The following is a 14,043-nucleotide window of genomic DNA, read 5'->3' as shown; positions in this document are numbered from 1 at the left end:
TCATGCGGACGGTTATGACGGGACCGGCATGGGTCGCGTACGCGCAGATCTATGTGGAGAGTGCGGACAACTACGCCGACCTTGGCGAATGCTTCGCTGGGCAGCGGAATGGGTTGTGTGGGGCGGCGGTGGCGGGGAAGTTGTTCCTGATCACCGGGCTGCACACCGGGAAGGTCGGCTTTACGGTCGAAGTACACGACACGATGCCCTCGGTCGAGTACAGCGCGGAGGACGTCGTCGAGGCGGCGTACCGGCCGATCGGTGACGCGGCGTTGGTTGCCTGGGGAGGAAGCGGTGGACCGTGGCCGCTGGAGCTGGAGCCGCAGGTGGACTACCGCGTTCGGTACTCCGCTTGGAACATGGACGCGGGTCACCAGGCCGGGCCGCCGATGGACGACGAGCCGCTGGTCGACCGGTACCTACTGCAGTTCTGGCCGGCGCGGCCTGCGCCGGATCGGGTGGTGAAGGAGACCAGCAAGCAGGCGGCGTACTGGCACAAGTTCGCCCGTCAGCAGCCGACGCCGGCCCAGTTGGCCGAGCTGAAGGCGGAGAAGGCCCGGCAGGCCGAGGAGCAAAGACTCGCAGAGCACGCGGCGGCGTGGGGCGGTGCCTTGCCGAGTGATCGGATAGAGAGCATCCGGTTCGCTCGGGAACTGTCGGCGGTCGACCGGCCGTTGGTGGATGCCTTCGAGCGGACCGGTCCTGAGACCCTCCGCGCGATCGCCCGCTGGGTCGCGCGGAGGGCTTGTGTGGAGGCTGGGTTCGATCGGCTCGAGAGGATCGCCGGGATCCTCGAGCGGATGGACCGTGGGGACGAACTGTTCGATGCGCTCAACGGTCCGCAACCCCCGGTCCCGCCGGGCACGGAGTTGCGGGCGACCCTGCGCCTCGTGAGCAGGCCGGATCGGTGGGACGACCAACTCGATCCCTTCGAGAACGCCTCGATGGTGGTCACCGCGGCGTACGACGGGGATCCGCTCTGGGCCGCGATCGGGGCGACCTGGCTCGGGCTCGGGGCATTCACGGACAAGGCCCAGTTCCTGAGCGAGCTGCGGGAGAGGTTCCTTACGAACCCAGGTTCTTGAGGGCGCCGTCGGTCAGGCGGTAGGTGGTCCATTCGTCCTGGGGTTTGGCGCCTAGGGATTGGTAGAAGTCGAGGGCGGGGGTGTTCCAGTTGAGGACGGACCATTCGAGGCGTTCGTAGTTGTTGCGGACGCATTCCTGGGCGAGGGCGGTGAGGAGGGCTTTGCCGAGGCCGGTGCCGCGGGTTTCGGGGCGGACGAAGAGGTCTTCGAGGTAGATGCCGTGGACGCCGCGCCAGGTGGAGAAGTTGAGGAACCAGATCGCGCAGCCGGCGACCTGGCCCTCGTGTTCGGCTACGTGGCAGAACGCGGCGGGGGTGTCGCCGAAGAGGGCGGTCTGCAGCTGGTCGGCGGTGAGGTGGCACTCCTCGGGAGCACGCTCGTACTCCGCGAGCGCGTACACCAGTTCCACGATCGCCGGGATGTCCTCTGGCCGGGCACGGCGAATCCGTTCGTCGGTCTGCATACGGCCTATCCTGCACCGGTCAGTTCTGGTGCTCGTTCTCCGCCTCGGCTTCCAGCTCGACGGCGTGGGTGCCTGGGCGTTTGTCGTCGATGTCGATGTGCTCCGACTCCTCGACTCCGGCGTACGTCGAGTTCTGGAGTTGGAGGGCGGCCGCGAGTTCCGGGTCGGCCCGTAGGACCGCGCCGCGTTCGACGGTCAGTTTGTCGAAGACGGCGTACATCTTGCGCGGGTCCGGGTCGGTGCTCTTCTCCAGATCCGCCGGGTACGCCGCACTCGACGCCGCGTTCCACTCGTCCCGCTCGACCTTGTCGAAGTCGAGGCGGTACGGCGACATCTCGGACACGTGGCTGATGAACTGCTTGGCGGTCGCACCGTTTCCTTCCCGGAACGGGTGCGTGAGGTTCTGGTAGCTGTACACCTCGGCGATGCTCTGCACGAACTCCTCGCGCGACATCGTCGACCAGTCCTTCTCGTTGACCTTGTTGCTGACCTTCTCGGTCCACTTGTCCAGGCGCTCGGGCGGCACGAACGGGTTGCCCTGCTTGGACATGTTCACGTCCCGGAACTTCCCGGCCCAGTCGTACACGTCCTGGAACATGTGTTTGTGGATCGCCTGCAGGTGCGCCTTGTCGTACGTGCGCGGAATGTCGACCTCACCACGGTCCATCTCGCCCTGCCGGACGGCCCGCAGACTGTACTCGGCGAAGTGCAGCTCGATCGGGTTCTTGATGTCGAGCTTGTTCTTCAGACAGCTGCCCGGTTCCCAGAGGTAGGCGTCCCAGCGCTGCTTCCGTTCGGCGGCCTCCGCAGCTTCCTCCGGCGAGACCTCCTCGGTCACGCCGGCCCGCCGCCGGTCACCTTCGACAGGGTCCGGCGGATGTACTCGGCGGTGTCGATCCGGCCCAGTTCGCGATCGATCAGATCGGCGACGTCGTCCCGGCCGGGCTCCCAGCCCTCCAGACGGTTGTTCGCCAGCGCGTCACTGACCCGCTGCTTCTGCTCGTCGTCGAGTTGGTCGAAAAGGTCCGGCCACCGGCGCGCGTAGCGGCACGGTTCGTACGGCATCTGTCAGCTCCCCGTGTAGTCGGCAATTCCGGCCAGCCTAGCGAAGCCCCGGCTCCTACCGTCCACTCTCGTTAATTTACCGAACTGGGCCGTTAACCTCCGCGTCAGGCCACCGCCACCCAGCGACTGAACACTGACAACGCTTTCCGACCGCCCGTCATCTGGAGGAACCATGTCCGTGTCCCGCCGTCGCTTCCTCGGGTACGGGGGTGCGGGCGCAGGCGCCGTACTGCTCGGCACCGGGGCCTGGGACGCCTCGACCACGTACGCGTCCCCGTCCGGCACCGGCAACCCGTTCACACTCGGGGTCGCCTCGGGCGATCCGCAGTACGACGGGGTCGTGCTGTGGACGCGTCTCGCCACCGCTCCGTACGCCGTCGACGGGAAGGGCGGCATGCCCGCGCGCCCGGTCCGGGTCGAGTACGAGGTCGCGTACGACGAGAACTTCCGCCACGTCGTACGGCGCTCGAGCGTCGTCGCAACCCCCGAACTCGGGCACAGCGTCCACCCCGAGATCCGCGGCCTGCTGCCTGACCACGTGTACTACTACCGCTTCCGCACCGGTCACGAGGTCTCGCCGACCGGCCGGACCCGGACCGCCCCGCACCCGCTGGCGAACCCGCGCGAACTGCGGTTCGCGTTCGCATCGTGCAACGCCTGGCAGGACGGGTACTTCACGGCGTACGACCACATGGCTCAAGAGGACCTCGATCTCGTCGTGCACCTCGGCGACTACCTGTACGAGTCCGGCGTGAAGACGAACAAGCGCGGAGTGACCACCGACCCGCGGTTCCACACCGAGACGTTCGACCTCGCGCGGTACCGGCTGCAGTACTCGCTGTACAAGACCGAGGCTCCGCTGCAGGCCGCGCACGCCGCACACCCGTGGATCCACACATTCGACGACCACGAAGTGGAGAACAACTGGGCCGGCGACATCTCCCAGATCGACACCGAGCCGGACCAGGACCCGGCCGTGTTCCGCGCCCGTCGCGCACAGGCGTTCCAGGCGATGTACGAGAACCTGCCGGTGCGGCACGAGCAGATGCCGTCCGGGCCCGACATCCGCTACCACCGCCGGCTCCCGTACGGCCGGCTCGCGGACTTCACGATCCTCGACACCCGCCAGTACCGCAGCGACCAGCCGTGCGGCGACGGCGACTCGTCGACCTGCGACGACCGGTTCAATCCGGACAATACGATGCTCGGCGGCAAGCAGCGCGCCTGGCTGCTGGACGGTTTCCGCCGATCGAAGGCGCGCTGGCAGGTGATCGGCAACCAGACCCCGATGGGCCAGACCGACTGGACGCCGGGTCCGGAGACGCACGTCTGGCTGGACCCGTGGGACGGTTATGTTGCCGAGCGCAACAAGGTGCTGGCGGCCGCACAGGACAGCGGCGTCCGCAACCTGGTGGTGATCACCGGCGACCGGCACCAGAACTACGCACTCGAACTGAAGCGTGACTTCGCGAACCCGGACTCGGCGTCGGTCGGCACCGAGTTCGTCGGTACGTCGATCACCAGCGGCGGCAACGGCGCCGACACGACGGACCAGGGTCAGCAGTTCCTGGCCGCGAACCCGCACCTGAAGTTCTTCAACTCGCAGCGCGGCTACTCGCGCGTCACGGTCGACCAGCACCAGTGGCGTAACGACTTCCGCGTCGTGCCGCACGTCGAGACGCCGGGTGCACCGATCAGCACGCGGGCGACGTACGTCGTCGAGGACCGCCGCCCGCACGTCCACTCCGCCTGAAACACCTGATCAAACGCCGAGGCCGCCGTCCACCCGCAGCACAGCACCGGTCACGTACGACGCCCGGTCGCTGAGCAGCCAGGCGGCGGCCTCGGCGACCTCACTGGGGTCGGCCCCTCGACCGAGCGGGGTCCGGGCGTTCAGCGCGTCGATGACACCAGGTGTCGCACGATCCCAGTCCTGCAGCATCTCGGTCATCGTCGTGCCGGGCGCGATCGCGTTGACCCGGATGTTCTCGGGTCCGTACGTGATCGCCGCGGACTCGGTCAGACTGTTCGCGGCCCGCTTCATCGCGCCGTACGCCGGGAGCGCCGGGTTGCCGGCGAAGCTGCCGACACTCGAGGTGGTGACGATGCTGCCCTGCCCCACGGTGGCGCGGATCGCACCGACCTCGGCCACGATCGCGGACCACACTCCTCTGAGGTTCACGGCGTAGACCTGGTCGAACGCTTCCTGGCTGAGTCCGTCCATCGGGCCCGGCGGCTGACCGATCGCGCCGTTGTTGAAGGCGGCATCCAGGCGTCCGTACTCCGCGACCGTCCGGTCGACGGCCGCGCCCACGGAATCAGGATCACCCAGGTCGCAGACCGTGTACGCCGCGTCGAGCTCCTTCGCAAGGGACTCCAGCTGCGACTCGGTGCGGGCGGCGAGCATCACCTGAGCGCCTTCGGCGACGAACAACCGGGCGGCCGCGGCGCCGATCCCGCGACCGGCTCCGACGATGAAGATCACTTTGTTCTCGAGCAGTTTGTCCATGTCTTCGAGCCTTGGCGCTGCAGGGATCGGTAACCAGGCATCGGTAGTACCTGGTTAACCTAACGCAGCCAGGCAGACTGGATGCCGTGGACAAGGCGGAACTGGCGGCATTCCTGCGCAGCCGACGGGAGCGGGTGAACCCGTCGGACGTCGGCCTGCCCGCCGGGCGGCGACGCCGTACGCCGGGTCTCCGCCGCGAGGAGGTCGCGCAACTGGCGTACATCTCGACCGAGTACTACACCCGGCTCGAGCAGGCCCGGGCGCCGCATCCGTCGAGCGAGGTGCTGGCCGGGCTGTCCCGGGCCCTGCGGATGACCGAGGCCGAGCGCAACTATCTGCACCACCTGGCCGGGGTGCCGCCGGTGCGGCCGACCGGACCGCCGCGAGAGGTGCGGCAGAGCATTCTCGACCTCCTCGACCGGCTGCCGAACGCGGCCGCGATCGTCCTGTCGGCCTCCTACGAGGTGATCGCCTGGAACCACCTGGCCACCGCACTGATGGAGGACTTCTCCGTCCGCTCCCGCCGCGACCGGAACCTGATCCGACGGGCGTTCCTCGACAACCAACAGCACGTGTACTCCGTGGTCGACGGCCGACGCTTCGCCCGGAGCTCGGTCAACCAACTGCGGTCGACCGCGGCCCGGTACCCCGACGACCCGGAGATCCGGGAGCTGATCGCCGACCTGCTGGCCGGGAGTGCGGCGTTCGCCGAACTGTGGGAGGCCAGGGAGATCGCGGCCGAGCCGACGCTGTGCAAGTCGTTCCAGCATCCGGTGGTCGGACTGGTGACGGTGAACTGCGACGCGCTCGCGATCCCGGACTGCGACCAGCAGGTGATCATCTACACCGCGACGCCCGGTTCCCCGTCGGAGGAGGCGCTCAAGCTGCTGTCCGTGGTCGGCACCCAGCGCCTCGACCTGCCTGGCTGACCTCAGCGTCGGGCGAACACCCCCAGGGCGTCGTACGCGATCCAGGAGCCTTGGTCCTTGAAGAGTTCAAGGGTGTTCTGTCCTTGACGGAAGAGGGCCTTCGGCAACGGTCGTTCCAGGTACGACGGTTTGAGCGGCGACCCCGGGTAGGTGCTGTCAGCAATGGTCGAGCCCTTGGTGGCGCCGTTGGCGAAGGTGAGCCGGCCGGCCTCGGTGCCGTTGATCGTCAGGAGCGCCGAGGCCGCGAGGCTGGCGTGGCTGTCGATCAACCAGAGCGCGAGGTCGAGATCCTGCTCGGGTACGGCGGGAAGGTCGAAGCGGAACGTGGCGCGGTGGTTCTTCGTGCCGGCCCACTTGTCCGCGGGACCGGGCAGCAAGTAGGACCAGTCCGCCGCCGGGGTCGACGTACCGAACGTGTAGTCGACGTCCGACGGGAAGCGGGTCGGATACTCGGCGTATCCCTTCGGTGAGAGGGCGAGCTCGGAGCCCTTGCCGTCGAACCTGCCGACCGTCGCCACCGGCGTACCGGAGATCGTGACCGACGTCAGATTCGCGACCGCCGCCGAGCTCGAGTGGGCGGATCGGTTGCCTGCGGCATCGACCGTGACGACCGAGTAGGACCTCGTGACGCCGGTGAAGTCCAGGCCGCGATGCACGAAGTGCGGGTAGACGGTCTTGCCGATCAGGGCGCCGTCGGCGTACACGGCGTAGTGGTCGACGACGGTCGCCCACGAGACCGGCTTCCAGTCGAGCGTCACGATTCTGATGCCGCCGGCACCGTGCAGGCCGGTGATTGCTGGTGGTCGACGCATCACAGTGCCTCCAGGCGGGGGTCGGCAACGGGCGTGCGGAAGCGGGCGACGACGTTCGGCTGGGCGTTCGCGTCGGCCTGGATGTACGGGAAGTTCACGAACTCGGTGGTCAGCTCGGAGCGGGTCATCGTGCTGTGCACGTAGCCGCGACGGGCGTTGTAGAGCTTCATGTACGGGTGCTGCAGCCAGTCCTTCTCGTACGCGTCGGTGTCGGTGCCGTCGCCGTTCGAGCCCACCGACGAGCACACCAGTTCGACACCGACGGTCCGCGAGGCAAGGTCGGCGAAGTCGAGTTTGAGCTCCGACGCGACGTGGCGGTGGATGTCGCCGGTGAGCATCACCGACGTCCCGGCTCCGCCCATCGCCTCGAGTACGCGGCGGCGGTTGGCCGGATAGCCGTCCCATTGCTCGGTGCGGTCGTCGGTCACGGCACTGAGTACGACGCCGCCCGCGACGATGTTCCACGGCGCGCGCGAGCCGCGAAGTCCGTCGTACAGCCAGGTTTCCTGCTCCTTGCCCATGATCGTGCGCTGCTCGGAGACACGATCGGCCTCGTCGACGGGTAGCGGGTCGCGGTACTGGCGCGTGTCGAGGAGGTGGACCCTGGCCAGGGAGCCGATGTCGTACCGGCGGTAGATGCGGCCGTCCGGACCTTGCGGGAGGCTGTCGAGGGCGAGCGGTGCGTTCTCGTAGTACGCGCGATAGGCGACGGCGCGCCGATGGACGAAGAGCTCAGGCGGTACGCCGTACAGCGAGTTGGCGGCACCGTAGTTGTTCTGCACCTCATGGTCGTCCCAGACCAGGAACCAGGGCGCGACCGCGTGCGCCGCCTGGAGATGGGGGTCGGTCTTGAAGAGGCTGTAGCGCAAGCGGTATTGCTCCAGGGTCTCGATCTCGACACCATGCTCCGGTCCAACCGTGACGCCCGCGCGCCAGAGGTTGTCACCGGCGACGATCCCGTACTCGTAGATGTAGTCGCCGAGGAAGAACACCGCGTCCGGGGCCCGCCGCGCGATGTCGCGATGCGCGGCGAAGTAGCCGTGGTACCACGCCTGACAGGACGCGGTCGCGAAGGTGAACTGCTCGCCGTACGTCGGCAGCGTCTTGGTGCGACCGACCGGACTGACCTGGGTGCCGACGCGGAAGCGGTAGAAGTACTCGCGTCCTGGCCGGAGACCACGAACCTCCGGGTGGACGGCGTGCGCCAGGTCGGGCGAGGCGATCGCGAGCCCTCGCCGTACGACGTTCCGGAAGCGACTGTCCTCGGCGACTTCCCACTGCACCGGCACCTCGCCGGCCGGCATGCCGCCATGGCCGTCGACGGCCAGCGGAGTGGGGGCGAGCCGGGTCCACAGCACGAAGCCGTCAGGTCGCGGGTCGCCGGACGCGACGCCGAGGGCGAAGGCGCCGTCCGGGATCGGGCGGACCGGGGTGGCGTCGGCCGTGGCCGGCGCGGCGATGCCGAGCGTGACCGAGGCCGCGCTCAGGCCGGTGAGCTGGAGAAAGGTACGACGGGACGGCACTGGCGGCTCCGTTCCTCGGGCGAGTTCCGCCATATTCTTACGTAACAACTCTTCGATTTGTAAGCCCTTGACCACATTGACCACTCGGAGTACTGAATCCCTGCGGAGATTCCTGTTGGAATTCGGGATCGGCGCGCGGGAGGTTGGACGTATGGCAGCTGACACGAACAAGACCCGCCGGATCGGTGACGTCGAGGTATCCGCGATCGGGCTCGGCGCGATGCCGATGTCGATCGAGGGCCGGCCCGACGAGGCCCGCTCGATCGCGACCATCCACGCCGCACTGGACGCCGGGATCACGCTGATCGACACCGCCGACGCGTACCACCTGACCGCGACCGACGACGGCCACAACGAGAGCCTGATCGCGAAGGCGCTGGCGTCGTACGGCGGCGACACCTCGGACGTCCTGGTGGCGACGAAGGGCGGCCACCTCCGGCCCGGCGACGGGAGCTGGACGCTGGACGGGTCCCCGAAGCACATTGCCGAGGCGGCCGAGGCGTCGCTGAAGCGGCTCGGCGTCGAGGCGATCGGGCTGTACCAGTTCCACCGGCCCGACCCCAAGACGCCGTACGAGGACTCGGTCGGCGCCATCCGCGACCTGCTCGACGCCGGCAAGATCCGGATGGCGGGCATCTCGAACGCGAACCCCGCGCAGATCAAGCAGGCTCAGGAGATTCTCGGCGGCCGGCTCGTCTCGGTGCAGAACCAGTTCTCGCCGGCGTTCCGGTCCAGCGAGCCCGAGCTCGAGCTGTGCGACTCTCTCGGCATCGCGTTCCTCCCGTGGTCGCCGCTCGGTGGCATCTCGCGCGCCGGCGAGCTCGGCGCGAAGCACCCCGCGTTCCACACCCTGGCCGAAGAGCTCGGCGTCTCGCCGCAGCGCCTGACGCTGGCCTGGATGCTCGCCAAGTCGCCGTACGTGATCCCGATCCCCGGCTCCAGCCGCCCCGAGACCATCCGCGACTCGTACGCCGCCCTGGACCTGCAGCTGACCGCCGACCAGGTCGCGACACTCGACGCCGCCTGATCCGCCAGGAACACTCGATGTGAGGGCGGACCTCAGCCACTCACCAACTGCGGGGACCAACGCCGATCCCGCCGCGCTCGAGCGTGGCGCGGGGTCGGCGTTGGTGTTTGGTGAGTGGCACACGTCCGCTCCTCCGGAATGACTCGCCGAGGATTGGCGTTATCCCAAGTATCAGTAGTTTAATAGTGAACTACATATCGAGGAGGACGGATGCAGTTCGGGGTGTTCAGCGTTGGGGACGTGACCACGGACCCGACGACGGGAACCACGGTCAGCGAGGGCGAGCGGATCAAGGCGATGGTCCGGATCGCGCTGAAGGCCGAAGAGGTCGGGCTGGACGTGTTCGCGCAGGGCGAGCACCACAACCCGCCGTTCGTGCCGTCGTCGCCGACGACCCAGCTCGGGTTCATCGCCGCGCAGACGTCGAAGATCATCCTGTCCACCTCGACGACCCTGATCACGACCAACGACCCGGTGAAGATCGCCGAGGACTACGCGATGCTGCAGCACCTGGCCGACGGCCGGGTGGACCTGATGATGGGGCGCGGCAACACCGGCCCGGTGTACCCGTGGTTCGGGCAGGACATCCGCAACGGGATCCAGCTCGCCGTCGAGAACTACGCGTTGCTCCGCCGGTTGTGGCGCGAGGAGGTCGTGGACTGGGAAGGCAAGTTCCGTACGCCGTTGCAGGCGTTCACGTCGACGCCCCGGCCGCTCGACGACGTACCGCCGTTCGTCTGGCACGGCTCGATCCGGTCACCCGAGATCGCCGAGCAGGCGGCGTACTACGGTGACGGGTTCTTCCACAACAACATCTTCTGGCCGATCACGCACACCAAGCGGATGATCGAGCTGTACCGGCAGCGCTTCGAGCACTACGGGCACGGCGCCGCGGACCAGGCGATCGTCGGGCTCGGCGGGCAGATCTTCATGCGCAAGAACTCGCAGGACGCGGTGCGCGAGTTCCGGCCGTACTTCGACAACGCACCGGTGTACGGACATGGGCCCTCGCTGGAGGACTTCAGCCGGGAGACGCCATTGACGGTCGGGAGCCCGCAGGAAGTGATCGAGCGGACGCTGTCGTTCCGGGAACACTTCGGTGACTACCAGCGGCAGTTGTTCCTGATCGACCACGCCGGGCTGCCGTTGAAGACCGTGCTGGAGCAGTTGGACATCCTCGGCGAAGAAGTGGTCCCGGTACTGCGGAAGGAGTTCGCGGCGCTGAAGCCGGCGCATGTTCCGGACGCGCCGACGCATGCTTCCCTGAAGGCCGCGGCCGAGCGGGCACGCGACCTGGAGACGATCGAGGAGCCGCCGACGGTCGCGGCGGTGGAGGAGTCGAGCCGATGAAGGACAAGGTCATCGCGGTAGTGACGGCTGGGCTGACGACGCCGTCGTCGTCCCGGCTGCTCGCCGACCAGTTGGCGGAAGCCGTGCGGGACGAGTTGTCCGGACGCGGCATCGGATCGCGGATCGAGCTGATCGAAGTCCGCGATCACGCCCACGACCTCACCAACAACCTGCTGACCGGCTTCCCGTCGTCCTCGTTGCGCGAGGTGCTCGAGACGGTGGCCGGCGCCGATGCGCTGATCGTGGTCAGTCCGACGTTCAGCGCGTCGTACTCCGGCCTGTTCAAGATGTTCTTCGACGTACTCGACGACCAGGCCCTGGCCGGCAAGCCCGTCCTGCTCGCCGCAACCGGCGGCACCGAACGCCACTCGCTGGTCCTGGAGTTCGCCCTCCGGCCGCTGTTCGCCTACCTCAAGGCGCTCCCGGTTTCGACAGCCGTGTACGCCGCCTCCACCGACTGGGGCCCGAACGCCGCCGGCCTCCGCCCCCGGATCGCCCAAGCCGCGACCGAACTGGTGGCAGCCCTCCACAACGAAACCCCCACGCAGGCCGACCCGTTCGAGAACCCGACCCCGTTCGAGGACCTACTGAACAGCTGAACGAGATGTGATCAGCGGGGTCAGGCCGTCCAGGATTGTGGTCAGGCCGAAGGTCAGGGCGTGGGCGGGGTCCATGGCGGACTGGAAGTGTTCGCCAACCGAGGTGCCCACGCGACCGGCTGTGGGGAAGTGGGTGCCGGACATAACCGTGGTGAGCGTCGGGGAGATCTGACGCCACCACTCCTCGTCCGAGAGACCGGAGTCGCGTTGGGTGCGGAGTTGTTCGGCGCCGGCGCGGGCAGTGCCCTGGACGTGGGTGAGGACGAGCGTCAGGGCCGAGTCCATCTCGACGTCGGTCAGGCCGAGGCCGTCCAGGGGGCGTAGCTCGGTCTCGTACTTGCGCGTGATGTTCGGGCCGAGCGCGGTCCGCATCGTCGGGACCTCGTGGATCCACGGGTGCGCGGTCAGCACGTCCCAGTTGCGGAGGGCGATGAACTCGAGCGCGCCGCGCCAGCCGCCGGGCTGATTCGAAGGCTCGTCGGGGTCCGCATACAGGTCGCCGTACACCTGGTCGAACATCAGGTCGGTGAGCTCGCCCTTGCCGGGGACGTGCGTGTAGAGCGACATCGTGCCGACCTTCAGCCGCTCGGCGACGGTCCGCATCGAGAGCGCGTCGAGCCCGGACACGTCCGCGAGTGCGATCGCCGCGTCGACGATCGCGCGCACCGTCAGGCCGGAGCGGCCGGGTTTGGTGTGACTCCCCCAGAGCAGCGCCAGACTGCGCGCCGGATCGGGTGCCGCCGCCTTCCTTCCCGCCACCGGAACCTTCCTCCACCGCTCGTCGTTGAACGCATCGTACCTGAGCCGTACAATGTACGGTACACTCTACGGCTCAACGACCCGAGAGGTGGGAAGTGACGACGGAGCGAGTGATCGAGGCCGCCGGCGTTCGGAAGAACTACCAGGGCGGCACGGAGGGTGCGGGGCTGAACGGCTTCGACCTGGAGGTCACGGCCGGCACGGTGACGGGCCTGCTCGGCCCGAACGGCGCCGGCAAGACGACAGCGGTGCGGATCCTGTCCACGCTGCTGGAGATGGATTCCGGTACGGCGACGATCGCAGGGCACGACGTCCGACAGCAGGGTGGCGAGGTGCGGCGGCGGATCGGCCTGGTCGGGCAGTACGCCGCGGTGGACGAGGTACTCACCGGGCGGCAGAACCTGGTGCTGTTCGGGCGGCTCAACCATCTGGGGCGGGCCAAGGCTGTGAGCAGGGCGGACGAGCTGCTGGAGCGGTTCAGCCTGACGGAGGCGGCCGGTCAGGCGGTGAGCAAGTACTCCGGCGGGATGCGGCGGCGGCTCGATCTGGCCGCGAGTTTGATCGTGGCGCCGCGGGTCCTGTTCGTGGACGAGCCGACGACGGGGCTCGACCCGGCCGGGCGGATCGAGGTGTGGTCCGCCGTACGGCAGCTGGTCGACGGCGGTACGACGGTGTTGTTGACGACGCAGTACCTGGAGGAGGCGGATCAGCTGGCGAACCGGATCTCGATGCTGAAGGACGGGAGGGTCGTCGCGGAAGGGACACCGGACGAGTTGAAGACGCAGTTGGGGTCGGACTGGCTGGATCTGGTCCTCGCGGATCCGGCCGACGTACCGCGGGTCGTGGAGCTGGCCGGGCCGTTCGCGGACGGGGAGATCCGGGTGCACGACGTCCGGGTGAGCGTGCCGGTGAAGGACCGTACGAAGGCGCTGGTGGCGATGGCGAACTCGTTGCACGAGGCAAGGATCGAACCGGAGGACCTCACATTGCGGCGGCCGACACTGGACGAGGTCTTCCTGCACCTGACCGGAGCCGCCGCATGACCGGCCTCGGATGGGCGCTCGCGGACAGTTGGACGATCGCGCGGCGGACGTTGATGCACTGGCGGATGCAGCCGGGACTGGTGTTGTTCACGTGGTTCTTCCCGGTGCTGATGCTGCTGATGTTCGGCGGGCTGCTCGGCGGGGCGATGGAGTTCCCCGACGGTTCGTCGTACTACGAACTGCTCGTGCCGGGGATCTTCGCGCTGTCGATGCTCTTCGGGCTAGAGGGCACGATGACCGCGGTCACGACCGACGTCTCGAAGGGGGTGACGGACCGGTTCCGGTCGCTGCCGATGAGTTCGGCGGCGGTGGTGCTCGGGCGATGTATCGCGGACATGCTCGACTCGGTGGTGACGCTCGTCGTACTGGCCGCGACCGGGCTGGCGCTCGGCTGGCGGTGGCACGAGGGGTTGCCGTCGGCAGTGGCGGCGTTCGGGCTGCTGTTGCTGCTGCGGTTCGCGTTGCTGTGGGTCGGGATCTTCATCGGTCTGACGGTGAAGAACGCGCAGAGCGTGACGATGGTGCAGGTGCTGGTCTGGCCGGTCGGGTTCCTGTCCAGCGCGTTCGTCGCGACGTCGACGATGCCGGACTGGCTGGGCACGGTCGCCCAGTGGAACCCCCTGTCCGCCACCGCCACCGCGTCCCGCGCACTGTTCGGCAACCCCGACCCGTCAGCCACCGCGACCTGGATCGGCACCCACGCCGGGCTCGCGGCAGTCATGGCTCCTGTGCTGCTGACAGCAGTCTTCCTGCCGCTCTCGGCGCATCGGTTCCGCACCCTGTCCAGGTGAGTCACAGCGCGTGAACTTTCGGCTGGACCGAGTGAGTCACGCGATCGTGGGTAACGGGTGAGGGTGGACGTCCGGGACGGAGCTGTAC

The 14,043-nt window shown here is 68.1% G+C and carries 15 protein-coding genes; 8 read left to right on the top strand and 7 right to left on the bottom strand.

Features of this window, described 5'->3' with window-relative positions; all coding sequences use genetic code 11:
- Positions 1-14 precede the first annotated feature (14 nt).
- Positions 15-1,085, top strand: a complete 1,071-nt coding sequence (locus tag E0H45_RS42850) for a hypothetical protein (protein WP_202872271.1) — start codon at positions 15-17, stop codon at positions 1,083-1,085.
- Here the strand turns inward: E0H45_RS42850 and E0H45_RS12855 are convergent.
- Genes E0H45_RS12855 through E0H45_RS12845 form a run of 3 tightly spaced genes read right to left on the bottom strand, consistent with a single transcriptional unit; the run spans position 1,066 to position 2,613 of the window.
- Entirely contained in the window at positions 1,066-1,548 is a 483-nt protein-coding gene (locus E0H45_RS12855; protein ID WP_131337317.1) for a GNAT family N-acetyltransferase, read from the bottom strand. The genes E0H45_RS42850 and E0H45_RS12855 overlap by 20 nt on opposite strands.
- A gap of 19 nt (positions 1,549-1,567) precedes the next feature.
- Positions 1,568-2,386: a Fic/DOC family protein gene (locus E0H45_RS12850; RefSeq protein ID WP_131337315.1), complete on the bottom strand. Its 819-nt coding sequence runs from the start codon at positions 2,384-2,386 to the stop codon at positions 1,568-1,570.
- Positions 2,383-2,613, bottom strand: coding sequence for an antitoxin VbhA family protein (locus E0H45_RS12845; protein WP_131295164.1), 231 nt, complete (start codon positions 2,611-2,613; stop codon positions 2,383-2,385). The genes E0H45_RS12850 and E0H45_RS12845 overlap by 4 nt, the downstream gene beginning before the upstream one ends.
- Positions 2,614-2,785: 172 nt before the next feature.
- On the opposite strand from E0H45_RS12845, the gene E0H45_RS12840 reads away from it, so the two are divergent.
- Positions 2,786-4,366 (top strand): alkaline phosphatase D family protein, encoded by a 1,581-nt coding sequence (locus E0H45_RS12840; protein ID WP_131337313.1) that lies wholly within the window; start codon positions 2,786-2,788, stop codon positions 4,364-4,366.
- A gap of 9 nt (positions 4,367-4,375) precedes the next feature.
- On the opposite strand, the gene E0H45_RS12835 is transcribed toward E0H45_RS12840, so the two are convergent.
- Positions 4,376-5,122: an SDR family NAD(P)-dependent oxidoreductase gene (locus E0H45_RS12835; RefSeq protein ID WP_131337311.1), complete on the bottom strand. Its 747-nt coding sequence runs from the start codon at positions 5,120-5,122 to the stop codon at positions 4,376-4,378.
- A gap of 86 nt (positions 5,123-5,208) precedes the next feature.
- Between E0H45_RS12835 and E0H45_RS12830 the strand changes: the two genes are divergently transcribed.
- Complete coding sequence (locus E0H45_RS12830) at positions 5,209-6,051, top strand: helix-turn-helix transcriptional regulator (protein ID WP_131337309.1); 843 nt, start codon at positions 5,209-5,211, stop codon at positions 6,049-6,051.
- A 2-nt stretch (positions 6,052-6,053) separates the two neighbouring features.
- Here E0H45_RS12830 and E0H45_RS12825 read toward each other — a convergent pair whose 3' ends face one another.
- Together E0H45_RS12825 and E0H45_RS12820 are read right to left on the bottom strand one after the other, a co-directional pair.
- Positions 6,054-6,863, bottom strand: coding sequence for a polysaccharide lyase family protein (locus E0H45_RS12825; protein ID WP_131337307.1), 810 nt, complete (start codon positions 6,861-6,863; stop codon positions 6,054-6,056).
- Positions 6,863-8,419: an alkaline phosphatase D family protein gene (locus E0H45_RS12820; RefSeq protein ID WP_131337305.1), complete on the bottom strand. Its 1,557-nt coding sequence runs from the start codon at positions 8,417-8,419 to the stop codon at positions 6,863-6,865. Before E0H45_RS12820 ends, E0H45_RS12825 begins: the two co-directional genes overlap by 1 nt.
- 118 nt (positions 8,420-8,537) lie before the next feature.
- Here E0H45_RS12820 and E0H45_RS12815 point away from each other — a divergent pair, with 118 nt between their 5' ends.
- The 3 genes from E0H45_RS12815 to E0H45_RS12805 all read left to right on the top strand — a co-directional run bounded on the left by E0H45_RS12815 (position 8,538) and on the right by E0H45_RS12805 (position 11,362).
- Entirely contained in the window at positions 8,538-9,413 is an 876-nt protein-coding gene (locus E0H45_RS12815; RefSeq protein WP_131337303.1) for an aldo/keto reductase, read from the top strand.
- A 210-nt stretch (positions 9,414-9,623) separates the two neighbouring features.
- Positions 9,624-10,763 carry an LLM class flavin-dependent oxidoreductase gene (locus E0H45_RS12810; RefSeq protein ID WP_131337301.1) on the top strand — a complete coding sequence of 380 codons (1,140 nt, stop codon included), beginning with the start codon at positions 9,624-9,626 and terminating at the stop codon, positions 10,761-10,763.
- On the top strand, positions 10,760-11,362 hold the full coding sequence (locus tag E0H45_RS12805) for an FMN reductase (protein ID WP_131337299.1): 603 nt from the start codon (positions 10,760-10,762) through the stop codon (positions 11,360-11,362). Before E0H45_RS12810 ends, E0H45_RS12805 begins: the two co-directional genes overlap by 4 nt.
- Here the strand turns inward: E0H45_RS12805 and E0H45_RS12800 are convergent.
- Complete coding sequence (locus E0H45_RS12800; RefSeq protein WP_131337297.1) at positions 11,348-12,121, bottom strand: TetR/AcrR family transcriptional regulator; 774 nt, start codon at positions 12,119-12,121, stop codon at positions 11,348-11,350. The two genes, E0H45_RS12805 and E0H45_RS12800, sit on opposite strands and share 15 nt — an antisense overlap.
- Positions 12,122-12,216: 95 nt before the next feature.
- On the opposite strand from E0H45_RS12800, the gene E0H45_RS12795 reads away from it, so the two are divergent.
- Entirely contained in the window at positions 12,217-13,164 is a 948-nt protein-coding gene (locus E0H45_RS12795; RefSeq protein ID WP_202872270.1) for an ATP-binding cassette domain-containing protein, read from the top strand.
- A complete protein-coding gene (locus E0H45_RS12790; RefSeq protein ID WP_131337295.1) occupies positions 13,161-13,955 on the top strand; it encodes an ABC transporter permease in 795 nt (264 codons plus the stop codon). The genes E0H45_RS12795 and E0H45_RS12790 overlap by 4 nt, the downstream gene beginning before the upstream one ends.
- Positions 13,956-14,043 lie beyond the last annotated feature (88 nt).

Origin of the sequence: Kribbella soli (genome assembly GCF_004331345.1) — a bacterium.
In the GTDB taxonomy this organism is placed as follows: domain Bacteria; phylum Actinomycetota; class Actinomycetes; order Propionibacteriales; family Kribbellaceae; genus Kribbella; species Kribbella soli.
This window is presented reverse-complemented; position numbering and strand designations above follow the sequence as displayed.